25 protein-coding genes, 2 tRNA genes and 2 pseudogenes are annotated in these 26,251 nt (G+C 59.8%); 9 read left to right on the forward strand and 20 right to left on the reverse strand.

Translation table 11 applies throughout. The annotated features are described in order from the left end of the window. Window positions 1-187 precede the first annotated feature (187 nt). Together ACV8MC_RS11130 and rimI are read left to right on the forward strand one after the other, a co-directional pair. Window positions 188-934: a hypothetical protein gene (locus tag ACV8MC_RS11130; protein ID WP_056790344.1), complete on the forward strand. Its 747-nt coding sequence runs from the start codon at window positions 188-190 to the stop codon at window positions 932-934. Beyond that, window positions 927-1,379, forward strand: a complete 453-nt coding sequence (gene rimI / locus ACV8MC_RS11135) for a ribosomal protein S18-alanine N-acetyltransferase (RefSeq protein ID WP_039761243.1) — start codon at window positions 927-929, stop codon at window positions 1,377-1,379. The genes ACV8MC_RS11130 and rimI overlap by 8 nt, the downstream gene beginning before the upstream one ends. 119 nt (window positions 1,380-1,498) lie before the next feature. On the opposite strand, the gene ACV8MC_RS11140 is transcribed toward rimI, so the two are convergent. Next, a complete protein-coding gene (locus tag ACV8MC_RS11140) occupies window positions 1,499-1,903 on the reverse strand; it encodes a serine kinase/phosphatase (protein ID WP_457265281.1) in 405 nt (134 codons plus the stop codon). Between the two features lie 139 nt (window positions 1,904-2,042). On the opposite strand from ACV8MC_RS11140, the gene can reads away from it, so the two are divergent. Beyond that, window positions 2,043-2,687 carry a carbonate dehydratase gene (gene can / locus ACV8MC_RS11145; protein ID WP_039761245.1) on the forward strand — a complete coding sequence of 215 codons (645 nt, stop codon included), beginning with the start codon at window positions 2,043-2,045 and terminating at the stop codon, window positions 2,685-2,687. Between the two features lie 9 nt (window positions 2,688-2,696). Here can and ACV8MC_RS11150 read toward each other — a convergent pair whose 3' ends face one another. Together ACV8MC_RS11150 and ACV8MC_RS11155 are read right to left on the reverse strand one after the other, a co-directional pair. Further along, on the reverse strand, window positions 2,697-3,221 hold the full coding sequence (locus ACV8MC_RS11150; RefSeq protein ID WP_110646141.1) for an SET domain-containing protein: 525 nt from the start codon (window positions 3,219-3,221) through the stop codon (window positions 2,697-2,699). Window positions 3,222-3,394: 173 nt separating this feature from the next. Next, complete coding sequence (locus ACV8MC_RS11155; protein ID WP_457265283.1) at window positions 3,395-4,567, reverse strand: hypothetical protein; 1,173 nt, start codon at window positions 4,565-4,567, stop codon at window positions 3,395-3,397. A 217-nt stretch (window positions 4,568-4,784) separates the two neighbouring features. Here ACV8MC_RS11155 and ACV8MC_RS11160 point away from each other — a divergent pair, with 217 nt between their 5' ends. Continuing rightward, the gene (locus ACV8MC_RS11160; protein WP_042609686.1) at window positions 4,785-5,075 is read left to right on the forward strand and encodes a nucleotidyltransferase family protein; all 291 of its coding nucleotides are present in this window, start codon (window positions 4,785-4,787) and stop codon (window positions 5,073-5,075) included. Between the two features lie 60 nt (window positions 5,076-5,135). On the opposite strand, the gene ACV8MC_RS11165 is transcribed toward ACV8MC_RS11160, so the two are convergent. Further along, window positions 5,136-6,554 (reverse strand): short-chain fatty acid transporter, encoded by a 1,419-nt coding sequence (locus ACV8MC_RS11165; RefSeq protein WP_016773194.1) that lies wholly within the window; start codon window positions 6,552-6,554, stop codon window positions 5,136-5,138. 342 nt (window positions 6,555-6,896) lie between these two features. On the opposite strand from ACV8MC_RS11165, the gene ACV8MC_RS11170 reads away from it, so the two are divergent. From ACV8MC_RS11170 to ACV8MC_RS11185, 4 genes and pseudogenes are all read left to right on the forward strand, one after another. Beyond that, on the forward strand, window positions 6,897-8,210 hold the full coding sequence (locus ACV8MC_RS11170; RefSeq protein WP_457265286.1) for an MFS transporter: 1,314 nt from the start codon (window positions 6,897-6,899) through the stop codon (window positions 8,208-8,210). A 204-nt stretch (window positions 8,211-8,414) separates the two neighbouring features. After that, window positions 8,415-9,053: pseudogene (locus ACV8MC_RS11175) on the forward strand (PAS domain-containing protein); the annotation flags it as partial. A 150-nt stretch (window positions 9,054-9,203) separates the two neighbouring features. After that, window positions 9,204-9,641, forward strand: a pseudogene (locus ACV8MC_RS11180) (methyl-accepting chemotaxis protein); the annotation flags it as partial. A 217-nt stretch (window positions 9,642-9,858) separates the two neighbouring features. Next, window positions 9,859-10,458, forward strand: coding sequence for a flavin reductase family protein (locus tag ACV8MC_RS11185; RefSeq protein ID WP_236168893.1), 600 nt, complete (start codon window positions 9,859-9,861; stop codon window positions 10,456-10,458). A 53-nt stretch (window positions 10,459-10,511) separates the two neighbouring features. Here ACV8MC_RS11185 and ggt read toward each other — a convergent pair whose 3' ends face one another. The 8 genes from ggt to ACV8MC_RS11225 all read right to left on the reverse strand — a co-directional run bounded on the left by ggt (window position 10,512) and on the right by ACV8MC_RS11225 (window position 17,496). Continuing rightward, window positions 10,512-12,344, reverse strand: coding sequence for a gamma-glutamyltransferase (gene ggt / locus ACV8MC_RS11190; RefSeq protein ID WP_457265287.1), 1,833 nt, complete (start codon window positions 12,342-12,344; stop codon window positions 10,512-10,514). A 216-nt stretch (window positions 12,345-12,560) separates the two neighbouring features. Beyond that, on the reverse strand, window positions 12,561-12,809 hold the full coding sequence (locus ACV8MC_RS11195) for a bacteriocin immunity protein (RefSeq protein ID WP_457265289.1): 249 nt from the start codon (window positions 12,807-12,809) through the stop codon (window positions 12,561-12,563). A gap of 51 nt (window positions 12,810-12,860) precedes the next feature. After that, window positions 12,861-13,130: a bacteriocin immunity protein gene (locus ACV8MC_RS11200; RefSeq protein ID WP_457265291.1), complete on the reverse strand. Its 270-nt coding sequence runs from the start codon at window positions 13,128-13,130 to the stop codon at window positions 12,861-12,863. Then, window positions 13,127-13,393 (reverse strand): bacteriocin immunity protein, encoded by a 267-nt coding sequence (locus ACV8MC_RS11205; RefSeq protein WP_224789895.1) that lies wholly within the window; start codon window positions 13,391-13,393, stop codon window positions 13,127-13,129. The genes ACV8MC_RS11200 and ACV8MC_RS11205 overlap by 4 nt, the downstream gene beginning before the upstream one ends. A 97-nt stretch (window positions 13,394-13,490) precedes the next feature. After that, on the reverse strand, window positions 13,491-13,766 hold the full coding sequence (locus ACV8MC_RS11210) for a bacteriocin immunity protein (RefSeq protein WP_150741817.1): 276 nt from the start codon (window positions 13,764-13,766) through the stop codon (window positions 13,491-13,493). Between the two features lie 6 nt (window positions 13,767-13,772). Further along, window positions 13,773-15,020: an S-type pyocin domain-containing protein gene (locus ACV8MC_RS11215; protein WP_256811404.1), complete on the reverse strand. Its 1,248-nt coding sequence runs from the start codon at window positions 15,018-15,020 to the stop codon at window positions 13,773-13,775. A 226-nt stretch (window positions 15,021-15,246) separates the two neighbouring features. After that, window positions 15,247-15,323 (reverse strand) — tRNA-Met (locus ACV8MC_RS11220). 115 nt (window positions 15,324-15,438) lie between these two features. Then, entirely contained in the window at window positions 15,439-17,496 is a 2,058-nt protein-coding gene (locus ACV8MC_RS11225) for a methyl-accepting chemotaxis protein (protein WP_431078215.1), read from the reverse strand. A 432-nt stretch (window positions 17,497-17,928) separates the two neighbouring features. Here ACV8MC_RS11225 and ACV8MC_RS11230 point away from each other — a divergent pair, with 432 nt between their 5' ends. Continuing rightward, the gene (locus tag ACV8MC_RS11230) at window positions 17,929-19,146 is read left to right on the forward strand and encodes an MFS transporter (protein WP_039761258.1); all 1,218 of its coding nucleotides are present in this window, start codon (window positions 17,929-17,931) and stop codon (window positions 19,144-19,146) included. 144 nt (window positions 19,147-19,290) lie between these two features. Here ACV8MC_RS11230 and ychF read toward each other — a convergent pair whose 3' ends face one another. The 8 genes from ychF to ACV8MC_RS11270 all read right to left on the reverse strand — a co-directional run bounded on the left by ychF (window position 19,291) and on the right by ACV8MC_RS11270 (window position 26,213). Next, complete coding sequence (gene ychF / locus ACV8MC_RS11235; protein WP_016773202.1) at window positions 19,291-20,391, reverse strand: redox-regulated ATPase YchF; 1,101 nt, start codon at window positions 20,389-20,391, stop codon at window positions 19,291-19,293. 22 nt (window positions 20,392-20,413) lie between these two features. After that, on the reverse strand, window positions 20,414-20,998 hold the full coding sequence (gene pth / locus ACV8MC_RS11240; protein ID WP_016773203.1) for an aminoacyl-tRNA hydrolase: 585 nt from the start codon (window positions 20,996-20,998) through the stop codon (window positions 20,414-20,416). Window positions 20,999-21,169: 171 nt separating this feature from the next. Continuing rightward, window positions 21,170-21,772, reverse strand: coding sequence for a 50S ribosomal protein L25/general stress protein Ctc (locus tag ACV8MC_RS11245; RefSeq protein WP_056790308.1), 603 nt, complete (start codon window positions 21,770-21,772; stop codon window positions 21,170-21,172). A gap of 141 nt (window positions 21,773-21,913) precedes the next feature. Then, window positions 21,914-22,855 carry a ribose-phosphate pyrophosphokinase gene (locus tag ACV8MC_RS11250; RefSeq protein WP_003171603.1) on the reverse strand — a complete coding sequence of 314 codons (942 nt, stop codon included), beginning with the start codon at window positions 22,853-22,855 and terminating at the stop codon, window positions 21,914-21,916. A 45-nt stretch (window positions 22,856-22,900) separates the two neighbouring features. Then, a tRNA-Gln gene (locus ACV8MC_RS11255) sits at window positions 22,901-22,975 on the reverse strand. Window positions 22,976-23,012: 37 nt separating this feature from the next. Continuing rightward, window positions 23,013-23,864, reverse strand: coding sequence for a 4-(cytidine 5'-diphospho)-2-C-methyl-D-erythritol kinase (gene ispE, locus ACV8MC_RS11260; protein ID WP_457265296.1), 852 nt, complete (start codon window positions 23,862-23,864; stop codon window positions 23,013-23,015). Between the two features lie 3 nt (window positions 23,865-23,867). Next, window positions 23,868-24,485, reverse strand: coding sequence for a lipoprotein insertase outer membrane protein LolB (gene lolB, locus ACV8MC_RS11265; protein WP_042609700.1), 618 nt, complete (start codon window positions 24,483-24,485; stop codon window positions 23,868-23,870). A 3-nt stretch (window positions 24,486-24,488) separates the two neighbouring features. After that, the gene (locus ACV8MC_RS11270) at window positions 24,489-26,213 is read right to left on the reverse strand and encodes a tetratricopeptide repeat protein (protein ID WP_457265298.1); all 1,725 of its coding nucleotides are present in this window, start codon (window positions 26,211-26,213) and stop codon (window positions 24,489-24,491) included. Window positions 26,214-26,251 lie beyond the last annotated feature (38 nt).

Below are 26,251 nucleotides of genomic sequence, written 5' to 3' on the forward strand. Positions count from 1 at the left end.
CGGCGATTCACTCTCGGGACGGGCTGTCGCATTCTTTGCCCAAAGCGCAGCGGCGCGGTGCAGCGCAGGCTGTCAATCAACAGCAAGCGATCTTGCGCGAAGGGCGGTAGAATCAGCGCACTTTCCGTTATCCACAAGTGGCCGACCTTTGCTTATCGAGTCCCGCCGCCGCGCCTATTTGAACGCCATGCAGGTGGTCAACTGGCTGCCGCGTACCGAACTGCCTTTCGCCGCACCGTCGCGGCCCGAGCTGCTGGAGATGCCCGAGCCCGAGCTCGAGGTACCGGTTGCTCCGGCGCCTCAGGCCGAAGCACCGGCGCAGCCTGCCGCGCGTCAGGCCGAGCGACCGAAAATCGAGGTGCCGCGTCCGTCGCTGGCCAGTACCCGCAACGGCGCCAAACCGGTGGAAGAGATCGACGAGACGCCGGTGGTGGTCAAGCCTGCGCCAGTGCCGCCGCCGCGTTTTGCCCTGCAACTGCTGCGCGCCGGGCGTTGCTTGCTGCTGGTCGAGTTACCCACAGGCGAAGCGTTTCAAAGTCGCGATCCGGCCTACCTGCTGCTCAAGGATATGCTGCGCGCCGCCGGTTTGCCGGATGCGCCGCAAATCGTCGGTGAACCTGTGCGCTGGCCGTGGCTCAATCGCGGCACGCTGGATCAAGGCCCGGAAGCGGCGCGCGACTTCGTGCAGGGTTTCCTCTCGGTGCAGATGGAAGCGGCGCCCTGCGCCTGTCTGTGGCTGATCGGCCTGCCGGCGCTGAAGTTTGCCGGGGAAGCGGACGCCGAAGCGTTCAATAGTGAATTGCAGATCGAAGGTCTGGGCCTGGCCTGGGCGATTCCCGGTCTGGAACTGTTAATGGAAGAGCCACAGCGCAAGGCCGCTGTGTGGCAAGCCATGCGTCGGCTGATGGCGCGCTGGAAACAATCCGATGAGTGAGGCTGTAACCTTTCGCCCGATGACCGAGGCGGATCTGGACGCTGTGTTGAAGATCGAATACGCCGCGTACAGCCATCCGTGGACCCGGGGGATTTTTCTCGATGGCCTGGGCAAATACCAGATCTGGCTGATGTTCGAAGGCCAGCAACAGGTTGGCCATGGCGTGGTGCAGATCATTCTTGATGAGGCGCACCTGCTCAATATCACGGTCAAACCGGAAAATCAGGGGCGCGGGTTGGGCCTGACGTTGCTTGAGCATTTGATGTCGCGGGCGTATGCGGCTGAAGCGCGGGAGTGCTTTCTCGAAGTGCGCGACAGCAATACTGCTGCTTTCAAGTTGTATGAGCGGTATGGCTTCAACGAGATCGGCCGGCGTCGCGATTATTACCCGGCGGTGGGTGGGCGTGAGGATGCGGTGGTGATGGCCTGTACCTTGGTGGATTAGGCCTGTAGGAGCTGCCGAAGGCTGCGATCTTTTGATCCTGTTTTTGTAAGATCCAAAGCAAAATCAAAAGATCGCAGCCCTCGGCAGCTCCTACAGGGGGCGAATTTCAAGTCAGCGGGTCAGCGCTTGCCATCCAGCGGATCCAGATTCGCCAGTTCCGCTTCATCCAGCCCGTCACCGCCGCCGATGTCGGTTTCACTGACCTCGCTCAAATCCCAATCCGCCGGATTGCCCTCGCCGAGTTCATCGGCATCGCGCGCGCCGTCCTCGCGAATCAACGTTTCCGGGCTCAGGTCGTCGTCGGTCGGCTGATGATCATCCACCGAAGCCCCGGTCATACCCGCCTCACGCACTCGCTCAGCCGGCATCAATTGTTCGCGTTCACGCTCGGGCAGCTCATCGCCGATCTTCGCGCTGGGCTCTTCGTCGTCGAAATCCAGCTCGTGCACCGAGCCCATGCGGTCTTCGTTATCGTCGATGGGTTCCGGTTGCACCGCATCATAAGGGCGTCGTGAATCAGTCATGGCAATTCCTCATACTGTGGGCCTTACTGAGTGGACTCACCAGGCGCGCGAGAATTCCAACGAAAACACTTGCGCTGGCGGCGTGACTTCGACGGGTGGTCGTCTATCAAACCTGCGCATCTTTCTTGAGGCCTTATCCATGCACGATCTACAAGACCTGATTGATAACAACGAGCGTTGGGCTGACGCGATCACCAAGGAAGACCCGGACTTCTTCGCCAAACTGGCGCGCCAGCAGACCCCGGAATATCTATGGATCGGCTGCTCCGACGCGCGCGTACCGGCCAACGAAATCGTCGGGATGTTGCCGGGCGATCTGTTCGTACACCGCAACGTCGCCAACGTCGTGCTGCACACCGACCTCAACTGCCTCTCGGTGATCCAGTACGCGGTGGATGTGCTCAAGGTCAAACACATCCTCGTCACCGGCCACTACGGCTGCGGCGGCGTGCGCGCGTCGATGCAGGATCGCCAGTTCGGCCTGATCGACGGCTGGCTGCGCTCGATCCGCGACCTGTACTACGAGAAACGCGAAGAACTGGCCAAGCTGGCGACCGAAGAAGAGCAGGTCGATCGCATGTGCGAACTCAACGTGATCCAGCAAGTGGCCAACGTCGCGCATACCAGCATCATCCAGAACGCTTGGCATCGCGGACAGCCGCTGTCGATCCACGGCTGCATCTACGGGATCAAGGACGGCCGCTGGAAAAGTCTCAATACCACCATAAGCGGTTTCGAACAGTTGCCGCCGCAATACCGCTTACGTCCGGTCGGCGCCCCGTAACCGCGGCGTTCAGTTACGGCCTGGATGCCGCCAGCGCTGTAAAAAGCGCTGGCCTTCAGGCGTGGGTGGTTCGTCGTAACCGGTGATCCACCCACGGCAGCGCGACGAGCCGCAATCGCAGGCGAACTGGCGTAGCAGTTTGTCTTCGGTCGATGCGTAATCGATGCTCAGATGTTCGCCGCTGTGGATATCTTTCAAGGCCCACAGCCACAATTCGCTCATGTCGAGAAATACATTCGGGTCGCAGGCGTGTTCCAGCACCCCGCAAAAGCGCGGATCGTAAACGTGTATGCCGGTTTGCAGCTGACGGGTCTGTCGACAGCGATAGGGCAGCAATTGCCCGGAAACCCGGCACATTCGGCTGATACGCAGAAATTCGCGACGCGCGACCACCGCCGTGGCCATGCCACGTTCGTCGTGGATAATCTGAAAGTCCTGGCAGGATGGGAAGCCCAGCCGTACCGGAAGTCCGGCGAACGGATAGATGCCTTCTGTGTCGCGCGGCAGGTGCCGGCCCATGGCTTGATTGTTCATAACGATCCTTGTTGGTGAGTATTGCCTCCGGGTTGTCCCCACGCCCGTCAGGCGAAGCATGATTGGATCCAAGCGTCGCGCAATTGAAGGTACCGGTCTACTGTCAAACCTGACAGGCGCGATCACCGTTGGCCCGCGTCAGCATTGGCTGACACGGGGGACTCCAGCAGCGATTACAGAGTTGGTGCGGGCACAGCGGCCGCAGGCAGTGGCGCTTTCAGCTGTCGCAGTTGTGTCTTGACCGATGGCGTGGCGCACTTGGCAACCGCTTGTTCAGCGCTGAGGTTGCGGATCGAGGTATAGAACAACTCGCAGGTTTTGACCTTTTGCGTCACCTGCCATGTTTGTGTGCAACTGTTCAGCGTGGCCTGTGCATCGCTGCCCGGTTTGCTGCCCATCCCGGCCTGCCAGCAAGCCGCGCTCAAATCCTGGCCCATGACTTTCAGGCCCGCCGCGTCAGCCTTGGCCTGGGCATCGTCGCCGGTATAGCTCTTCGGATCGGCGGCGTACCAGATATAGCTCGGATGATTCGAGCCGAGCACCGGCACATTCACCCCTTCGCTTGGACTGACGCTTGCCAGACCCAATACGCCCACCGTCGGCCCATACTGTTCCTTGATCCAATTGCGCACCGGCGCCCCGAACGCAACCATCGGCAGCGTCGTGCCGCTGGCGGTCTGGCTGAACTGCTTGACCAGCGTGGTCTGGTAATCCTTGAAGTAGTCGTAGACGTCCTCCAGATCCCCGCCGGCATTGGACGGCGCGGCGATCGGCGCGATGTCGATGATGGTCTGATAAGCAGGCGTCTGCCCGGCAGGGATGCCGTTATCGGTCAGCAACGTCGCCCAGCGATCGGTGGTGTTCGAGCGCAGATAGTCCTGCGCCTGGGTCAGCGAGTAGTCAGGCGGGAAGTGCAGCAACTCGACGCTCTTGCGATTTTCCAGGGCCATGCCCAGCGGCAGGAACAGATACCAGCTGTAGGCCCACTTGCCATCGGCATTGAGCTTGCTGGCGCCGGCATAAGCCAGGTCGCCGGCGTCGAGCAACGCCGACAGCGGCTTGTCATAGCCGTCCGGCACTCCGGTGATCTCGGCGTAAAGCTGATCGTTGTCGGTTTTCACCAGCACCTTGGCATCGGCGTAACCGTCGCGCTGGACGCTCTGGCTCAGGTAGTGAGCAACGGTCTGCTCCAGCGTCCAGTTGCGAAAGCAGATCACGCTGCAATTGTTGGGGTAGGCGAAGAGGCGGGTGACGCGCTCGGTGCTGCCCAGTTTTACGTCGACATCGGCGTGGACGGCGGCGCTTAGCGTCAGTGCAACGAGGGTAAGTCCTGCGAGTTTGAACATGCTCAGATCCTTTTCAGCGTGGGTTCCCCTCGATTTGGGGGCGCTTCATAGTGGATCAGTGGTGTTTGACAGAAAAGCGGTTGAGTGTGGATTCTTGCCTGAATGCGGTATTACCCAAGCAGCGCACATATTGTTACGGCTGTGCCAACAGGCACGCTGCCTGGTGCGCGTCCGCACTGCTAGACTGCAGCGACATCGAATTTTCCAAGGGTGAGTCATGAAGCCTTCTACTGCTCTCGACATGCAAAGGTCCGCCGTCCGCGAAGTGATCGGGCGCTTTCGCGTGGCAAACCCGCGTGTATTTGGTTCAGCATTGCTGGGGACGGATCTGGACGGTAGCGATCTCGATCTGCTGGTTGACCCGCTGCCCGGCACGACGCTTTTTGATCTGGGCGGACTTCAGGTTGAGCTTGAAGACCTGCTGGGTGTTGCGGTCGAGGTGCTGACCCCCGGCGACCTGCCAGTGAAATTTCGTCAGCAGGTGCTTGATCAGGCGCGACCCGTCTAAAGCAGCGATCAAACCAAGTTTTGAGAGCACCTGCCCTTGAGCAGGTGCGTTTTTATCGACTTACGGCATCACCGGCGGCGTATACGCCAATGTCGTCCCCAGCGCCCACAACAACAGCAGCACCAGCGGCGTGTGCACCAGCAGTTGCACAAACGAGAAGCCTATCAAATCCCGCGCCTTCAACCCGAGCACGCCCAGCAGCGGCAGCATATAGAACGGATTGATCAGGTTCGGCAGGGCTTCGGCGGCGTTGTAGATCTGCACCGCCCAGCCGAGGTGGTATTGCAGGTCATTGGCGACTTGCATCACGTAGGGCGCTTCGATGATCCATTTACCGCCGCCGGACGGGATGAAGAAACCGAGAATCGCCGAATACACGCCCATCAGCAGCGCATAGGTGTCGTGGGAGGCGATGCTGACAAAGAAAGTCGAGATGTGATGCGCGAGGGTTTGCGCGTCGGCGCCTTTGACCGTGGTCATCAGCGCGGCGATCGAGCCGTACAGCGGAAACTGGATCAACACGCCAGTGGTGGTCGGCACCGCACGGGCCACGGCATCGAGGAAGCTGCGCGGGCGCCAGTGCAACAGCGCGCCGAGCATGATGAACAGGAAGTTGTAGGTGTTCAGGCCGGAAATCGCAGTGATCGCCGGTTTGGTCGAAAACTCGTGAAATAGCCAGCCCGCCGCCAGAAGCACCAGCACAATGATCAGCAACGGGCTGTGCTCCAGCCATTCACCGGGGCGAGTGCGCGGTTGCAGCGGCGGCAGGTTGAACGCCGGGTCGATGCCGCAGGCCTTGGCGTCGCGTGCCGAGTTCGGCCCGGGCGCGGTGGCGTAGGCGATGATGATCGAGATCACGATCAGCGCCAGCAGCATGACCCCGGATTGCCAGAGAAAAATGGTTTCGGTGAACGGGATTACGCCAGTGATCGACAGGATCGACGGCGGCAGGCTGCCTGGGTTGGCCTGCAACTGTGCGGCCGACGATGACAAGCCCAGCGCCCACACCGCGCCGAGGCCCAGGTAAGCAGCGGCACCGGCGGCGCGGTAATCCATCTTCAGATCGGTGCGGCGGGCGAGGGCGCGTACCAGCAGCCCGCCAAATACCAGCGACAGACCCCAATTGAGCAGGGAAGCGACCATCGAAATCAACGCTACCCAGGCCACGGCGGAGCGGCCGTTTTTCGGGATGCGTGCCAGTTTGTCGATCAGTTTGACCGCGGGCGGAGAGCTGGCGACGACGTAGCCGCCGATCACCACGAAGGCCATCTGCATGGTGAACGGGATCAGGCTCCAGAAGCCGTCGCCGAAGGCCATCGCTGCAGCGGTGGGTTTGGCGCCCATGGCCAGAGTGGCCAGCGCAACGATGATCACGGCCAACGCGGCGAATACCCAGGAATCGGGAAACCAGCGTTCGGCAAAACTGGAACAGCGCAGGGCAAAGCGCGCGGAGCGGCTATCTTCGATATCAACGGCCACGGGAAGTACCTCGGATTTTTTATGGTTATTTTGATCCGTGGGAGCAGTCGCCCGGCTCGACAGCCACAGAGAACCCTGTGGGAGCGAGCCTGCTCGCGAAGACGTCGGCACATTCAGCATCAGGTTGTCTGAACTGACGCTTTCGCGAGCAGGCTCGCTCCCACATGGGCGGCTGGTCGGTGTTGGCGTGGTCCCTTGGACAGGCGCTAACAGTAAATCAAGCGCCGCCCTTTTGTTGAGCAGGTTTTCGCAAACCGAGACTATGGTCTGACGGGTTGTCGATCCGTGCTTTTGCGTAGACCATGGGCGCCTTGGTTTTTGCCGATGCCTGAGTTCTTTGTCATGACTGCCAATTCTCCAGCCCGACCGGCGCCGTTCAGCCGCTCCGACTACAAGACCCTCGGCCTTGCGGCGCTTGGCGGGGCGCTGGAAATCTACGATTTCATCATCTTCGTATTCTTTGCGCTGACCCTCAGCCAGCTGTTCTTCCCCCCGGAAATGCCCGAGTGGCTGCGTTTGCTGCAAAGCTTCGGCATCTTCGTCACCGGTTATCTGGCGCGGCCTCTGGGCGGGATTCTGATGGCGCATTTCGCCGACCGTCTGGGCCGCAAAAAGGTGTTCAGCCTGAGCATCCTGATGATGGCGCTGCCGTGCCTGCTGATCGGGATCATGCCGACCTACGCGCAGATCGGATATTTCGCACCCTTGCTGTTGCTGGCGCTGCGCATCCTGCAAGGCGCTGCGGTGGGTGGTGAAGTGCCGAGTGCCTGGGTGTTCGTCGCCGAGCATGCGCCTGTCGGCCATCGTGGTTACGCCTTGGGCTTTCTGCAGGCCGGCCTGACGTTCGGTTACTTGATCGGCGCACTCACTGCGACCTTCCTGGCACAGGTTTTCACGCCTGCCGAAATTCTCGATTACGCCTGGCGCTATCCGTTTCTGCTCGGCGGCGTGTTCGGTGTGGTGGGCGTTTATCTGCGCCGCTGGCTCAGCGAAACCCCGGTGTTCATGGCCATGGAAGCGCAGCGCGAGGCGCGGGTCGAGCTGCCGCTGCGCACGGTGCTGCGTGAACATCGTCTGGCCATGCTGCCGGCCATGTTGCTCACCTGTGTGCTGACCTCGGCGGTGGTGGTGTTCGTGGTCATCACCCCGACGATGATGCAGAAAACCTTCGGCATGACCGCCAGCCACACCTTCGGCCTCAGTGCCTTGGGCATCGTTTTTCTGAATATCGGCTGCGTGATCGCCGGACTGCTGGTCGACCGCATCGGCGCCTGGCGCACGGTCATGCTGTACAGCCTGTTGCTGCCGCTGGGCATTGGCGTGTTGTATGGCTGCCTGATCATGGGCGGCCATTGGATCGGCATTGCCTATGCGGTCGCCGGCCTGGCTTGTGGGGTAGTGGGCGCGGTGCCTTCGGTGATGGTCGGGTTGTTCCCGGCGCGGATTCGCGTGTCGGGCATTTCCTTCACCTACAACATTGCCTACGCCGCCTGGGCAAGTATCACACCGCTGTTGCTGATTGGTCTGATGCCGTGGAGTCCATGGATCTGCGTGATCTTTTGTGCCGTGATGGGCGCTGTGGGGATTGTGACGGCGGCGTATTTCGGTGCGCGCATGTCACGTACCGGACCGTGTCAGGCGGCCGGCGCTGCCTGATCCGCAAGCGCCGGATTATTTTCGACTGACGGGTCTGGCGCTGGCTTAAGAAAAGCTGCGCAAGGCCGATGGCTAGGTTGTATCCGCTAACTACCCTGCCATCGGTGCTTTCCCATGTTCAATAAACGCTTGAAGCAAGAGCTGGCCGCTCTCCGCGAAGAACTCTCCAGCCTTGTACAAGTGAAGGAAAGCCTGGAAAGCGAAATGCTCGCGCTGACCCTTGAGCCCGACGGGCGGATTCGTTCGGTCAACCAGAATTTTCTCGATGAAATGTTCTACAAGAGCCAGGACCTGATCGGCCGGGCAATCGAAGACATCGTCCCGGCCCACGTCAAAACCGACGAATTCCATCAGCGCTTCAAGAACTCGATGAGCCGTGGCGAGCACTTCGCCGGCGCCGTGCGCCTGTTGCGCGGCAATGGCGACGAGGCGTGGCTGCGTTCCATCGTGCAACCGGTACGCTCGTCCGATGGCCGGATCAGACACATTTCCTTCTACGCCAGCGACCTGACCCGCACCATCGAGGCCTCCCGCGAGCATGAGAACCTGATCGGTGCGCTGGTGCGTTCCACCGCCGTGATTGAATTCGACCTCAACGGCAATGTGCTCAGCGCCAATGATCGCTTCCTCAACGGCATGGGTTACAGCCTGGCGCAGATCAAGGGTAAACATCACCGCACGTTTTGCGCCCCGGAAGAATACAACAGCGCCGAGTACCAGAACTTCTGGCGGCGCTTGAACAGTGGCGAATTCGTCGCAGGCCGCTTCAAGCGTATCGACAGCCATGGTCGTACGGTGTGGCTGGAAGCGTCCTACAACCCGGTGGTCGATGCCAACGACAGACTGTACAAAGTGGTGAAGTTCGCCACGGTGATCACCGATCAGGTCAACCGCGAGCAGGCGGTTGCCGACGCAGCGAGCATCGCTTACAGCACCTCGCAACAAACCGACAGCACCGCGCAACGGGGCACCACGGTCGTCACCGAAGCGGTCAACGTGATGCGTGATTTGTCGCTGCACATGCAAGCCGCTGGCGAAGGTATCGAGGCGCTCAACGAGCAGTCGCTGGTGATCGGCACGATCGTCAAAACCATCAGCGGCATTGCCGAACAGACCAACCTGCTGGCGCTCAACGCCGCGATCGAAGCCGCCCGGGCCGGCGAGCAGGGGCGTGGTTTTGCCGTTGTCGCGGACGAGGTCCGGCAACTGGCCTCGCGCACCAGCCAGGCGACGGACGAAATCGTCGGCGTGGTACGGCAGAACCAGGAAATGGCCCGCAATGCCGTGGCGCTGATGACCGACGGCAAGCTTCAGGCCGAACAGGGCCTGGCGCTGGCGGCGGAGGCGGGCACGGTGATCGTCGAGATTCAGGACGGTGCGCAGAAAGTGGTGGATGCGGTGGGGCAGTTTGCCAATCAGCTCTCTCACTGACACCGCACTGATCGTTCCCACGCTCTGCGTGGGAATGCCGCCCGGGACGCTCCGCGTTCCTTCGCTGGCGTGACGCAGAGCGTCACAGGATGCATTCCCGCGCAGAGCGTGGGAACGATCACCGAGGGGCAGCGCCGCATCTGCTCGCTCCCACAGGTTCTGTGTTTCGCCAGTGACAGCGCTACAATCGGCTCCTTTTCCCCCGGAGCAGATCCCCATGAGCGACTCCCAACGCCGTCCGGTACCCCTGAACAAAGCCTATCGCCTGCTCAATCACGGGCCGACCGTTCTCGTCAGTGCCGCTCACGACGGGCAGCGCAACATCATGGCCGCCGCCTGGGCCATGCCGCTGGATTTCGAACCGCCGAAAGTCGCCGTCGTCCTCGACAAATCCACCTGGACCCGCCAGTTGCTCGAAGCCTCCGGCACATTTGTGCTGAACGTGCCTTGCGTCAATCAGGCCGATATCGTGCAAACCGTCGGCAATACGTCCGGCCTGGAAATCACCCGTAACCAGGGGCACGACAAATTTCAGGCGTACGGCCTGCACACCTTTGCCGGCGAACAGGTTGAAGCGCCGCTGCTCGAGGGTTGTGTTGCCTGGCTCGAATGCCGCCTGCTGCCAGAGCCGCGCAATCACGAGCAATACGACCTGTTCCTCGCCGAAGTCATCGCCGCCCAGGCCGATGAGCGTGTGTTCAGCGATGGGCGCTGGCATTTCGAAGGGCAGGATGGATTGCGCACGCTGCATCACGTTGCGGGCGGGCATTTCCTGAAGATTGGGGATGGGGTGGATGGCAAGACGTTGGCGGTCTGATTTACTCCCGGGAGAAGGCCTGCTGCTCGGCAGGCCTTTTTCAATGCGGTGTTTCAGTCCCCCAACGCTTCTCCCTCACGCCGAGGATCGGCCCCCCCCGTCAAGGTCGCTTTGCCCTGCGCATCCTTCACCCGCGCGATCGCTTGGGTGCCGCTGGTCATGTCGATTTCGCTGACCGCGTGGCCCTTGTCCTTGAGTGCCTGAATCAGCGCCGGGCTGAACTGTCCCTGTTCCAGTTCGGTGGGGCCATTGCGGCTGCCGAAGTTGGGCAGGTTGATCGCACTTTGTGCATCGAGGTTCCAGTCGAGCAGGCCGATGGTGGTTTTCGCCACGTATTCGATGATTTGCGAACCGCCGGGCGAGCCGACCGTGGCGACGAATTCACCAGTGTTGCGATCAAAGATCAGTGTCGGCGCCATCGACGAACGTGGGCGTTTGCCCGGTTCGACGCGGTTGGCGACTTTCTGCCCGTTCTCTTCGGGGATGAACGAAAAGTCGGTCATCTGGTTGTTCAGCAGAAAACCCTGAACCATCAGGTGCGAGCCGAACGCGGCTTCGATGGTGGTGGTCATCGACACGGCGCCGCCGAGGTCATCCACCGCCACCACTTGCGAGGTCGAGATACGCAACGGCGAGCGGTCCGGTGCATAGGCAACCTGCACGCCCGGCGGTGTGCCCGGTTTGGCGCTGCCCATGCTGCGCTCGCCGATCAGGCTGGCGCGGCTGGCCAGGTAGGCCGGATCGAGCAGACCGTTGACCGGCACCGGGACGAAGTCGGTGTCGGCCACGTATTGCGCACGGTCGGCATAGGCCAGACGTTCAGCCTCGGCGATCAGGTGCACTGCTTGCGGCACCGGTTCGATGCCGGCCGGCTTATCGGTTTTCGTTGGTTTGAGCGGGGTCAGCGACAGGCGTGGGGCGCGAGTCTCCAGCGCCTGCAACGTGCCGAGAATCTGCGCCACGGCGATCCCGCCCGACGACGGTGGCGGCATGCCGCAGACCTGCCAACGCTTGTAGTCGGTACACAGCGGCGCGCGCTCCTTGGCCTGATAACGCTGCAAATCGTTCAGCGACAGGCTGCCGGGGTTGGCGTGCTGTTGAACCCTGGCGACGATCTCTTCGGCGATCGGACCTTTGTACAGCGCATCGGCACCTTCGCTGGCGATACGTTTGAACACGGCCGCCAACTTCGGGTTCTGCAGGCGCGTGCCGACAGCTTTGACGCTGCCATCGTCATTCAGGAAGTACGCAGCCATGTCTGGCGACTGGCGTATCAGTGGATCGGCAGTCAGCAGCGAATGCAGACGCGGGGAAATCGCAAAGCCTTGCTCGGCCAGTTTGATCGCTGGCTCAAACAGCTTCGCCCATGGCAAGCGACCGTGTTGTCGATGCGCCAGCTCCAGCGCCCGCAATACCCCGGGCGTACCGACCGAGCGCCCGCCGATCTGCGCTTGCGTAAAGGCCATCGGTTTACCGTCAGCCTTCAGGAACAGCTTCTCGGTGGCCCCGGCCGGCGCCGTTTCGCGGCCGTCATAGGTGCGCACCTGCTTGCCATCCCACAACACAATCATCGCCCCGCCACCGATCCCGGAAGACTGCGGCTCAACCAGCGTCAACACCGCCTGCATCGCAATCGCCGCATCAATCGCCGAACCACCCTGACGCAACATCTCCCGCCCGGCTTCGGCCGCGAGTGGATTGGCAGCAGCGGCCATGTGTTTATTGGCATGACGGGTTTGCAGATCAGTGCGGTAACCGGAAGCGGCTTCCGGTGCCAGCGGCAAGGAAGAAGAGGGCGGGGCGTTGCATGCGGTGAGGGTCAGAGCGCTGACAAGCAGTGTCAGGGCTGGCAGGCGAAAGCGCTTTAAGGGCTGGGCTGGAAACACGCGGGCTCTCCGTCCGTGGGGTAGAAGTCTTCGGGGACTTTATCGAGCGGGCCGGCGGGGTGCAAACTGCGTGAGGATTACAGCCCTCCCGCTCAGCGGCCGCGCCAATCGTTCGGCCGAAAACGATACCCTTGTGGGAGCGAGCCTGCTCGCGAAAGCGGTAACTCAGGCGATGCGATCTTCTTGAGAGTGATGCAGGGTTAGTGAGTCAGAAACTTATTGCTTGAAGCCGGGTAGACCATGGGTAGAGCGCCACTTTTTCACGATTTCGGTAATGCTCTCGGCTGTTTGTTGTTTCATATCCTCGGGCCAATAGATAAGGTCAGTGCCCGCTGGGTGCTCACACAGACGTTCAAATTCAAACAACAGCGGATCGAGAATCTCGTCTGGGCTTGTGTTGGCTGCAAGAACAGATTGCACAAATTTCAAGAATTCTGCTTCGGTGTAGTCGGATATGTTAGTCATGACATTCCCAAGTTGTAGTTCCACAGTTACAAATGAAAAGGGCGGCAGGATTCATGTCTTGAACCCAGGTAGTCGATTCGCTTCGCGCCATGCCATGACTGTACGAGCTATTCCGGCAGATGTTGTATCTGCTCCGGGCTCGGGGTAGTAGATCAGGTCTGTTCCAGCGGGGTGGCCGGTCAAAGCCCTGAATTCCGCCAGCAATCTGCCAAGCTCCTTGTCAGACCCACTTCTGTTGACTGCTCTTATATTTTTCACGAAACAGATGAATTCTGATTCTGTGTAGTCAGCTATGCTTTGCTTGGTGCGTTTTCTTATCATTGCTTGAAGCCCGACAGCCCATGGTCACTACGCCATTTCTTCAATGACTCAATGATTCCCTGTGCCGAGTCATCGGCGCCATCTTCAGGGTAAAAAATCAAATCGGATCCTGTTGGGTGTCCACATATCAAATTGAAGTGCAGAACGAGCTTGCTTTCTTCTTCTTCGCTCCCCTCATTTCCGATAATGCGCTCAAGGACGTTGATGAATTCTTGCTCGGTGTAATCTGACAAATCGTCTTTAATAAGGAATTCCGTTGCCATTGCCTATCTCATGCACGAATCTTGGATGTGTTGAGACGCAATAAATCGTGACAGCCAAAGTTAACTCGATGGCTCGAACCCTCAACGACACGATTTATCAAGAGTCTTTGAACCCCGGCAATCCCTGTGCTTCTCGCCAGTCCCTGACACTTTGCATTACCCCCACAGGGGAGTTATCAGCACCAGGCTCCGGGTAGTAGATCAAGTCCGATCCTGCTGGATGCTCGCTGATTGTCTCGAAGTGCGCCAACAGTAAATCAGCACGATCATCGTTTTCAGCTTCTTCATCCTCTTTCGCGAGCTCTTGTAGTAGCGCGACGAATTCGGCCTCTGTGTATTCAGAAATGCTGGCTTTTAATAAGGTGTCTTTCATATTTGCCTATTCACGCCGGTGTATATCGATATGGTTCCGAGGAGTATTTACTCGAAGGTTATCTAGGTCATATACGCCACCACCCTTGGATATTTTTTCGAGATGGTGAATTTCATAAGACTTTCTACCGCCGACTCTATCGGCTTTACGCACACGTGGCGCCTTACCCTTACGCATGCGACCAACATTCTGTTCAATCAACTCCCCACCCGATGTTGACTCTGCAACAGTTTTCCAAAAGGTTGCTCTGAATGAGTCGAAGTTTTTGAATTCTCGTCCTCGTAGAGAGTTGGCAACGTCTGTTGGAATCGGAACCCCCACGTCCGAATCAGCCCCCGCAAGCCATATCCCCGCCACATCCTCTCCCACCCCCGTAACGATCCCAGGCGTCTGCCTCGCCGGCCTTGAATAAACCACATACAACGACTTCAGCCCGGTGTCCGCCGGGAACACCAGAATACAATCCTCGGCCGTTACATCCTCGCCCGGCAGACCCTCAATCTGGCTATCGGTGTTGTCCGGGATCGGGTGGACGAGGATCGGGTCGAGTGCCTCACCGTGGTCGGGATAAACCAGCGGAGGCATCGATCCCAACGGCCCGCGTTGCGGCGTCCAGAGAATGGTGATGCCGTTGAGCTTGGCCTCCATGGCGGTCTTGTCGGCGTTCCACTTGACGTTCACCGTGCGTACGGCGTCGTCGCCAGAGGCGCCGGAATGGATGCCGTAAACCCGCAGAACACCTTCGGCATCACGACGAAACTGGAAGCGCACGCGCGTGGTGGCGCGGCTCATGCGGCGTAGTTCTTCGTCGGTGTGAAGCGTGCCGTCGGCCATTTTGCTCGGCAGCATTCCCAGCACGAACACGCTGGCCGGCCCGCCGGCGCCACGGATGGCCCAGTTCAGGCGCTGTTGCAAAATCCCGCCGCCGGCCAGACGCCCCAAAGCCAGGTCGGCACCTATCGCCGTCGCTACAGCGGTACTGGCGGAGGGCATGAGCATGGCGCCGGCGACCATGATCTTGCCGAAGTTGCTGGCTGGCTCCTCGGCAGTGCCAGCGTCCGTGCGACACCAGTTGTCCGGCGTGCAGGACTTGGCAAAGACCCTGTCTTCGCGTGGCTTGGGCGCAGGCCACTCATCCTTCTCGATGTACACCGGCTCCGGCGCTTTCGGTGGAAGCAAAGTAAACCAGGCCCTGCCACCGCTATACGGATTTAATAACCAGTCATCGTCGAGAAGGTATTTGTATTGAGGCATGCCAACTCCCTGTATGGCGCTGAATCGAGCCAGGGGAGCTTGTCGGTATAGGAGCGATTCGGGGAGAGAGCGACAGGTGGCTGATGCTACGAAAGATCCGTTTCGTACCAGAGATCTACTTTTTTCTTACGGAGGCATCTGAATTGCATGCAGGGAGCGGGAGGAAAAGGACTTTTCTCGAGGCATAAAAAAACGGCCTACCTTTCGGTAAGCCGTTTTTAGTACTTGGTGGCTACACAGGGACTTGAACCCCGGACCCCAGCATTATGAATGCTATGCTCTAACCAACTGAGCTATGTAGCCAAGTGGCGCGCATTATTCCCCTGAAATGGCAAAGCGTCAAGCGTAAATCGAAAATATTTCTTCCTGTTTTCAACTGCTTATCCTCCAGCCCCGAAAATCGGGGCCGGGGAGGGCGTCAGCGCAGTTGGAATCTGGCGGTATTGGCGCTCAGTGCCTCGCTACCCTGGCTCAAGGTGTCCGCCGCGAGGTTTACGGCGCGTGCGCCTTCGAGCAAACGCACCGCCGCTTGATCGACCTGCTGGATATTGCCGCTGACTTCGTCGGCAGTGCTGGCCTGTTCTTCAACCGCTGTGGCGATTTGCGCCAGGGTGTCGGTGACACTCTGTACGGCGCTGGCGATTTCTCCCAGGCGTTCGCCGAGTCCGGTGACTGCTTCGGCATCCGATTGCGCCTGACCACAGGCGGCTTCCATCAGGCTTACCGCTTCGTTGACCGTGGCGCGCAGGCTGTCGACGGTGCCGGCGATCTGCGCGGTGGACGATTGCGTGCGCTGCGAGAGGCTGCGCACCTCGTCGGCGACCACGGCAAAGCCGCGACCCTGTTCGCCGGCGCGGGCGGCCTCGATGGCGGCGTTGAGCGCGAGCAGGTTGGTCTGCTCGGCGACGCCGCGAATGGTATCCACGACCAGTTGAATCTGCTGGCCTTGCTCGCTGACCCGGCCAAGCGCGGCGGCGGTATCGTTAAGGCGCTGATTGAGCTGCTGAATGCTCGCCGTGGTGCGTTGGCTGTCGCGGCTGCTGTCGGCGGCGATGCGCCGGGTTTGCTGGGCGCTGCCGGAGGCCTGTTCGCAACTCTGCGCGACGCCTTGCGAGGTGGCGGCCAATTGCGTGGCGGCAGCGGCGATCTGGCTGATCTGCAATTGCTGCGCTTCGACTTCGCTCAGGGCGCCGCTGGAGTGTTGGTTGAGGCTGCGTACCGCGTTGCTCAACTGCGAGGTCTCGTGGTCGACGCCAAGCATGCTGCTGCGCAATTGCACCACAGCGACGTTGAGCGCGGTGCTGATCGCTGCCAGCTCATCGCGCCCCACCACCGGCACTTGCAGGCTCAGGTTACCGTCGCGCAAGGCTTCGGCGAGCAAGGTGATGCCGCTGGCGCTACGGCGAATCGAGGCTTGCAGGCAGACAAACAGATACAACGCGGCCAACAGCAAGCAACCGAAGATAGCAGCGACAAGAATGAACTGGCGGATCGCCGAGCTGTAATACGCATCGAGCCGCTGATCCAGCGCGACCAGGGATTGCTGGCGCAGGGAAGCGAGGTCGGTGAGCAGCGCGTCGAGGCTGCGTTCGAAGTCCTCTGGCTTGAGGTTGATGCTGCCGCCAAACACACCGTCGTCGAGGACTTTCAGGCCGCTGTCGAGGTGTTTCAGGCTGTCGTGATACTGGCCGGCCCAGGCTTGCAGCTCGGCTGGCAGACGCGCCTCCAGCAGGCCGGCGGTTTTCACCAGTTGCTCGCGGGCGTCACCAATGCGGCTGCGCAGATCGCGCAACTGCAGGCGGCTCTGCAGGGTGAACTGACCGGAGACGACCGAAGCCTGGCCGACTGCGGCGAGACGGCCGACCCGCTCGATCAGGTCCGGCGCGTGCTGCGTGGAAATCTGCGTCAGCAGGTAGGTTTCCAGCCACGGTGCAAGGGTCAGGCGATTGTCCATGACGATCTGCTCGCGCAAGGCTTGCAGCGCGCCCAAGGCATTGGTGAAGCGGTCATAACCGTCCGGCCACCAGCCGACGCTGCTGAGGCTTTTCGAATCCAGGCCATTGAGTGTGGTTTGCAGCGCCTGAAAGCGTTCGAGGATTGCGCCGTCGGCGCCTTGCTGGTTCAGGGCATTGCCCAGCTCTGTGGTGGCTTGCAGCACTGCCGGTTGCACGCCGTCGAAGGCGGCCATGGCGGCGAGGGTGGCCGGTGTAGGCTGACGATTGGTCTCGGTGGCGCGCCAGCGGGCGGCGCGGTCGCGTTGAGCGGCGAGCAGGTTGTCCAGCGCATCCAGCGCGAGCAGCTGACGCACGCCGGCACGTTCGCCCGAGATCAGATTGAGCTTCTCGCGATAGTCATGGCCGATCATCAACAGGCTGCCGGCCAGCGGCAGAATGAACAGCAGAAACAACAATTGGAATTTACCTGCGAAGCCAAACCGCCCCAGCAATTTGATCCCCGGTGAAAGGAAAGCCTGCATGCCTCATGACTCCTCTGGACACCACGCACCATTGGCGTGCATCGCGAGCTGTTGGCTCACGACCCGTGCCCTCTAAAAGGCCTCGAAAGTTCACCCTCGCCCGCTCTGTAGGCCGGCTCTGTAGCGAAACTTCCCATTGTCGAGCGCCTTTGTAAGGCGATCGTGTTCAAGGGCAGAAGCAAGGCAAGATTCAGACCATGGCGTTGAGCTATCACCTTCGCCACCAGCGATCCCCTGTAGGAGCTGCCGAAGGCTGCGATCTTTTGACTTTGATGCTTAGAAGCAAGATCAAAAGATCGCAGCCTTCGGCAGCTCCTACGCGAGATAGGAATGTTGGTTAGTTAGCTGGCTAAGGGGATAGCGCGAGCGCACCGAAAAATGGCACATTGACGCACCTGCCTGCGGGCACCCATCTGCTGTCCGGAATTTTCCATGGCTATCAGCAACGTCCAGACCGCCGCTGCCTCGGCGACCGCTGCTCCGCAAAGCAGCCCCTTGGTGATGCGCATCATTGGCGCGGTGGCGCTGGCGCATCTGATCAATGACCTGATCCAGTCGGTGCTGCCGTCGATCTACCCGATGCTCAAGGCCAACTATGGCCTGACGTTTACCCAGGTCGGCCTGATCACCTTGACCTTTCAGTTGACCGCGTCGCTGTTGCAGCCGTGGGTCGGGTATCACACTGATCGCCACCCCAAACCGTGGCTGTTACCGGCAGGCACGGTGTGTACCTTGATCGGCATTTTGATGATGTCGGTGGTCGGCAGCTTCCCATTGATTCTGCTGGCGGCGGCGCTGATCGGCATTGGCTCGTCGACCTTTCATCCGGAAGCCTCGCGTGTTGCCCGGCTGGCCTCGGGCGGCCGGTTTGGTCTGGCGCAATCGACCTTTCAGGTCGGCGGCAATGCCGGCTCCGCGTTCGGCCCATTGCTGGCGGCGGCGATCATCATTCCCTTCGGCCAGGGCAATGTGGCGTGGTTCGGGCTGTTCGCGGTGTTTGCGCTGTTCGTGCTGTACCGCATCAGCCGCTGGTACGCCAATCACCTCAACTTGTTCAAGCTCAAGGCCGGCCAAGCCGCGACGCACGGCTTATCGAAGGGCAGGGTGACCAGTGCCTTGGTGGTCCTGGGGCTGCTGGTGTTCTCCAAATATTTCTACATGGCCAGTTTCACCAGCTACTTCACCTTCTACCTGATCGAGAAGTTCGACCTGTCGGTGGCGAGTTCGCAATTGCACTTGTTCCTGTTTTTGGGCGCAGTGGCGGCAGGGACGTTCTTCGGCGGGCCTATCGGCGACAAGATCGGGCGCAAGGCAGTGATCTGGTTTTCCATCCTGGGGGTGGCGCCATTCACCTTGATCCTGCCGCATGTCGATCTGTTCTGGACCAGCATTCTCAGCGTGGTGATCGGCTTCATTCTGGCGTCGGCATTCTCGGCGATCGTGGTGTACGCGCAGGAACTGGTGCCGGGTAATGTCGGGATGATTGCCGGGATTTTCTTCGGCCTGATGTTCGGTTTCGGCGGGATTGGCGCGGCGCTGCTCGGGCATCTGGCGGATGTGCACGGGATTGAGTACGTGTATTTCCTTTGCTCATTCCTGCCGTTGTTTGGTGTGTTGGCGATCTTTCTCCCGCGTACTAAAAAAGCTTGAGATCAAAAGATCGCAGCCTTCGGCAGCTCCTACAGGGGATAGATGTACATCTGTAGGAGCTGCCGAAGGCTGCGATCTTTTAACAATCTTTCGGGCACAAAAAAGCCGCGTATCAAACGCGGCTTTTTCTTGTGCGGCTGTTGCTTAGACGTTGAAGCGGAAGTGCATCACGTCGCCGTCCTTGACGATGTAATCCTTGCCTTCCAGGCGCCACTTGCCGGCTTCTTTGGCGCCGGCTTCGCCCTTGTACTGGATGAAGTCGTTGTAGGCGATGACTTCGGCACGGATGAAGCCTTTTTCGAAGTCGGTGTGGATCACGCCGGCGGCCTGTGGTGCGGTGGCACCGACCTTGACGGTCCAGGCGCGGACTTCTTCGACACCAGCGGTGAAGTAGGTCTGCAGGTGGAGCATTTCGTAACCGGCGCGGATCACGCGGTTCAGGCCAGGCTCTTCCAGGCCCAGGGCCTCGAGGAACATGTCCTTCTCTTCGCCATCATCGAGCTCGGCGATTTCCGCTTCGATCTTGTTGCACACCGGAACCACCATGGCGCCTTCTTCTTCGGCGATGGCCTTGACCACGTCCAGGTGCGGGTTGTTCTCGAAACCGTCTTCGGCAACGTTGGCGATGTACATGACCGGCTTGGTGGTCAGCAGGTGGAAGCCCTTGATCACGGCTTTCTCGTCCGCGCTCATGTTCTTCATCAGGCTGCGTGCCGGTTTGGCTTCGGTGAAGTGCGCGATCAGTTGCTCGAGCAGAGCCTTCTGAACCACGGCGTCCTTGTCACCGCCCTTGGCGTTGCGCGCGACTTTCTGCAGTTGTTTCTCGCAGCTGTCGAGGTCGGCGAAGATCAGTTCTAGGTCGATGATTTCGATGTCGCGTTTCGGGTCGACGCTGTTGGACACGTGGATCACGTTGTCGTCTTCGAAGCAGCGCACCACGTGAGCGATAGCGTCGGTTTCGCGGATGTTGGCCAGGAACTTGTTGCCCAGGCCTTCACCTTTCGAGGCGCCGGCGACGAGGCCAGCGATGTCGACGAATTCCATGGTGGTCGGCAGGATGCGCTTGGGATTGACGATGGCCGCCAGCGCTTCCAGACGTGGATCCGGCATCGGCACGATGCCGCTGTTCGGCTCGATGGTGCAGAAGGGGAAGTTCTCCGCCGCGATACCGGATTTGGTCAGGGCGTTGAACAGGGTGGACTTGCCGACGTTAGGCAGGCCGACGATGCCGCAATTGAATCCCATGGTGTTTCCCCTCGGGTAAAAGTCAGGCCTTCTGGCTGTGCAGGTTTTTCATCGCGCGGTTCCATTCCCCGGCGAGGATATCCGGCAGCACGCCGAGGGCAAAGTCGATGCTGGCATCGAGTTTTTCCTGTTCGGCGCGTGGCGCACGACCCAGGACGAAATTTGAAACCATACTGGCAACGCCCGGGTGGCCGATGCCAAGCCGCAGACGGTAGAACGTATTCTGATTGCCCAGTTGCGCAATGATGTCGCGCAACCCGTTGTGACCGCCATGGCCGCCGCCCTGCTTGAGCTTGGCAACGCCCGGAGGCAAGTCGAGTTCGTCATGCGCCACGAGGATTTCTTCAGGCTTGATGCGGAAGAAACCGGCGAGTGCCGCCACGGCCTGGCCGCTGCGGTTCATGTAGGTGGTGGGAATCAGCAGACGAACATCCTGACCCTGATGCGAGTAGCGCCCGGTCAGGCCGAAATATTTGCGATCGGCCACGAGATTCACATTCTGTGCGTGGGCGATGCGCTCAACAAAAAGGGCCCCTGCGTTATGCCGGGTCTGTTCGTATTCAGCGCCTGGATTTCCCAGGCCAACGATCAGTTTGATGGCAGTCACGATAGGGGCCCTTCCTTGGAGTGGTGGATAACATCGCCGCGATCGGGGAAAGCGGCGAAAGTGGACGAAAAATGCTCATTTACCATGGATGTAAACTCCGCGTTCTCGCCCGCTTTCTCGCTACGTTCCAGTCCGCGATGTTACTTGCTCACTCCGGCATGACAGAGTGAATTACTCTGCTTCGCCTTCTTCGGCAGGTTCTGCAGCAACACGTGGAGCGTGGACGTTGGCAACAGCCTTGTCATCGCCGTGTGCCAGAGCAACGAACTCAACACCTTTAGGAGCTTTGAGGTCCGACAGGTGAATGATGGTGCCGATTTCTGCTTTCGACAGATCGACTTCGATGAACTCAGGCAGATCTTTTGGCAGGCAGGTCACTTCGATTTCAGCAACAACGTGCGAAACTTCGCCGCCTTTCTTCACTGGAGCTTCTTCGCCAACAAAGTGTACAGGCACGATGGCGGTCAGTTTCTGGCCGGCAACAACGCGTACGAAGTCAGCGTGCATCACGTGGCCTTTGGCCGGGTGACGCTGCAGCGCCTTGATGATGACGTTCTGCTTGGTGCCACCAACGTTCAGCTCGATGATGTGGCTGTAAGCCGCTTCGTTTTCGAGCAGTTTGGCAACTTCTTTGGCCAGCATGCTGATGGATTCAGGGGCTTTGTCGCCACCGTAAACAACAGCTGGAACCAGAGCGGCGAGACGACGCAGGCGGCGGCTCGCACCTTTCCCCAGGTCGGAACGCACTTCAGCATTCAGAGTAAAATCGTTCATTTTGTATCTCCAAAATAGCCATGACCGAGTGGCGTTTGCGACCAGCGCCGAACACGGTATGGGCAAAAAAGCCCCGCCCCGACAGGAATGCCGGGGCGGGGCGCTTTTCGTCAACGAGACATTTCGCGAAGGGCAGGGCCCTTAACGGAACATCGCGCTGATCGATTCTTCATTGCTGATGCGGCGAACCGCTTCGGCAACAACCGGTGCGATATCCAGTTGACGGATACGTGCACAGGCTTGTGCTGCAGCGGACAGCGGGATGGTGTTAGTGACCACCAGCTCGTCCAGCACGGAATTTTCGATATTCTCGATGGCCCGGCCCGACAGCACAGGGTGTGTGCAGTAGGCAAAGACCTTGGCTGCGCCATGCTCTTTCAGGGCCTTGGCCGCGTGGCACAGGGTGCCGGCGGTATCGACCATGTCATCGACCAGAATACAGGTACGCCCTTCGACATCACCGATGATATGCATCACTTCAGAGTGATTGGCTTTCTCACGGCGTTTGTCGATGATCCCGAGATCGACGCCCAGCGACTTGGCAACAGCCCGTGCACGCACGACGCCACCAATGTCCGGGGACACGATCATCAGGTTTTCGAAGCGCTGATCTTCGATGTCATCCACCAGAACCGGGGAGCCGTAGATGTTATCTACCGGAATATCGAAGAAGCCCTGAATCTGGTCAGCATGCAGATCAACCGTGAGAACACGGTCGATGCCGACTACGGTAAGCATGTCAGCAACGACTTTCGCGCTGATAGCCACACGTGCGGAACGCGGACGGCGATCCTGACGGGCATAACCAAAATAAGGAATAACAGCAGTGATACGAGTAGCTGAGGAGCGGCGGAAGGCATCAGCCATCACTACCAGTTCCATCAGGTTATCGTTGGTCGGAGCGCAGGTCGGCTGAATAATGAAGACGTCTTTACCGCGAACGTTTTCATTGATCTCGGCTGTGATTTCGCCGTCGGAAAACTTGCCGACAGAGATGTCACCGAGAGGGATATGCAGCTGACGTACGACACGCCGAGCCAGATCGGGGTTGGCATTCCCCGTAAAGACCATCATCTTGGACACGCGCAGTACCTAGAGGCTGAGGGTAACCTGGATGAGTAGAGAAAATGGCAGGGGCGGCTGGATTCGAACCAACGCATGGCAGGATCAAAACCTGCTGCCTTACCGCTTGGCGACGCCCCTGTATCTGTTGCTTTCAAGTGCCGGGCACTTGATTCCTTTAGAGCAGACTTTGCAGCTTGCGATGCAACATCGAAACGTTGCTTCCTTTCGCTACAAACCCTGTAAGGGTCTCTGTCAGAAGGGCCGAGACTTTATCAGCTTCAGCTTTGCTTGGGAAGCCCCCAAACACACAACTTCCAGTTCCGGTGAGCTTTGCTTCGGTAAATTTACCTAACAAATCCAATGCGTTACGTACCTCTGGATAACGCCTTGCGACCACCGGCAAGCAGTCATTTCGACTGTTTCCCTCGGGAACGGGGCGCACTTTAATGGGCGGTGTGTTACGTGTCAACAAAGGATCGGAAAAAATTTCTGCCGTACTAACAGCGACTTGCGGCACGAGCACCAGATACCACGGTTCTTCGGGGTCGACCGGGGTCAGTTTCTCGCCAACACCCTCGGCAAATGCCGCATGGCCACGGACGAACACTGGTACGTCGGCACCGAGTGACAGGCCCAGTTCCTCCAGGCGATCTTCATCCCAGCCCAGTTGCCACAAATGGTTGAGTCCGAGCAACGTTGTCGCCGCATTTGAACTGCCGCCACCGATGCCGCCGCCCATGGGCAGGACTTTGTCGATCCAGATGTCGATACCGAGCGCGCAGCCGGATTGTTGTTGCAACATCTTCGCCGCGCGCACGATCAGGTTGCTGTCGTGGGGCACGCCGGCGAACTCGGTGTGCAGCTGAATCACGCCGTCATCGCGCACGGCGAAAGTGATTTCATCGCCATAATCGAGGAACTGAAACAGCGTCTGCAATTCGTGATAACCGTCTTCACGGCGACCGAGAATGTGCAGCATCAAGTTGAGTTTGGCCGGCGAGGGCAGGGTCAGGCGTGCAGCGGTCATGCTTTATTGCCCCAACTTGCGCGGTTGCCAGGTTTTGATCACCAGCGTCACGTCAAGGTCGGTGCCGTGCAGCTTGATGCGCTCGGGCAGCCAATAACCATTCTGTTCGGTGTAGGCGGTGTATTCGACTTTCCAGCCGTCCTGCTCAAGGCTGGCCAGACGGCTGTCGGCGTCCAGATTCAAGCGACTCTTGCTTTCCGGGGCTGGCAGGCCGCGAACCCACCAGGCCAGATTCGACACCGGCAGTTTCCAGCCCAGCTGTTCTTCGAGCAGGGCTTCAGGAGATTGCGATTCGTAGCGGCCCTGGTTGGCGACTTCCAGTGATACTTTGCCCGGACGCCCGGTCAGGCGCGCCGCGCCACGACCCAGCGGGCCGGACAGGCGAATGTCGTAGTAGTCCTGACGCTGCAGCCAGAACAGCGTGCCGCTGCCGGAATCTTTCGGCGCGCGGATGCCGATCTTGCCGTCGATCTGCCAGCCATCAAGGCCGGTCAGTTGCTGTTTATTCGCCGCCCACTGGGCCGGGCTGCCGTGGCCCTCGACCGATTCGCGAGTGCCGAAACCCGAACAGCCGGCGAGCAGGGCGATGAAGCTGAAAACAATAACGTGGCGCAAAAACATGGGTTAAAGAGTCTCGGATCCGGTCAGGCGCTTGATGGTGCTGCGCAGAATGGTGCTGTCGGGCTGATCCTTGAGGAACTTGCCCCACACTTGTTTGGCTTCGCGTTGATTGCCCTTGGCCCAGAGGACTTCGCCAAGGTGCGCGGCGACTTCGTGGTCAGGGAAACGCTCGAGCGCCTGGCGCAGGTATTTCTCCGCGTCGTCCAGATTGCCCAGGCGATAGTTCACCCAGCCTAGGCTGTCGAGAACTGCCGGGTCTTCCGGATTGATCTGGTGCGCCTGCTCGATCAGGGTTTTCGCTTCGGCGTAACGGGTAGTGCGGTCGGACAGGGTGTAGCCCAGCGCATTCAGCGCCATGGCATTGTCCGGATCGCGCTTGATGATCAGGCGCAGGTCTTTCTCCATTTGCGCCAGATCATTGCGTTTTTCCGCGAGCATGGCGCGGGTGTAGAGCAGATTGAGATCGTCCGGGTATTTCTGCAGCGCTTGTTGCAGAACCTTCCAGGCCTTGTCGTCCTGTTTGTTGGCCGACAGGGTTTCCGATTCGATCAGATACAGCTGGATCGCGTAATCGGGCTGCTCGTCACGCTCGGCGGCCAGCTTGCTCTGCGCTTCGGCGGTCTTGCCGTTGCTCATCAGGATATCGGCCTGACGCAGCTGTGCCGGCAGATAGTCATTGCCCGGACCGACCTGGGCGTATTCGATGAGCGCGCCTTGTGGGTCATTGCGCTCTTCGGCAATCCGGCCGAGGTTCAGATGCGCTGAATCGACGTGGCTTTCGCGAGCGATCAGGTCTTCCAGATAACCCTTGGCCTCATCCCACGCCTTGGCTTCCAGGCACACCAGCGCCAGCGAATAACGCAGTTCATCGTCTTCCGGGTATTGCTGAACGAGCGTGGAGAATTCGGCCTTGGCGTCGTCCATGCGGTCCTGTTCGACCAGCATGCGCGCGTAAGTCAGGCGCAGGCGTTTGTCTTCCGGGTATTTCCTGATGCTTTTCTGCAACAGCGGCAGCGCTTCGTCGCCACGATTGAGCAATTGAAGCAGGCGCGCACGCAGCAGGATCGGTGCGATCTCGCCATCTTCCGGAGGATTGTCTTCAAGCAGAGTCAGCGCACCTTGATTGTCGCCGTCTTGCTGGAGCAGCAGAGCCTTGCCGAAAATCAGCTGATTGTTGTTCGGGTGGCGCTCAAGCAAACGGTCGAAGCTTTTCATCAGGCCGTTGCGGGTTTCCTGATCGGTGTCGGCGGCCGACAGCGCGAGGAAATCGAAATGGGTGTCGCCCTTGCCCTGCAGGACTTTCTCCATGTAGACCATGGAGTCGTCGTAACGCCCGGCGCGGGCCAGTTGCACGGCAGCGGCGCGTTGCGCTTCGAGATCATCCGGAGCGTTGCGCGCCCAGATCAGCGCGGTGTCGAGGGCCGGTTGATCGGCGCCCAGATATTCGGCGATGCGGAACGCACGCTCGGAAACGCCCGGATCCTGGGTGTTGATGGCCTGGGTCACGTAATTGTCCAAGGCAATGTCGAAACGATTGCGCTGGCCGGCGAGTTCGGCGCTCAGCAGACTGAACACGGTTTCCTCGCTGAACGAGCCGTAAACCTTGGGCTTTTCAGGTGCGGGCGTGGTGTCTTCGACCGGCGGGGTGCCGTCCGGCGCAACGGGCGCCATGGCCTGGCAGCCGCTGAGGAAGACAAAAGCGAGGAGCAACGCGGAAGATCTATTCATATAGGAAGAGGACGACTAACCTGCGGTCGGATCATCAT

Source organism: Pseudomonas sp. PK-RTE-24, assembly GCF_054052265.1.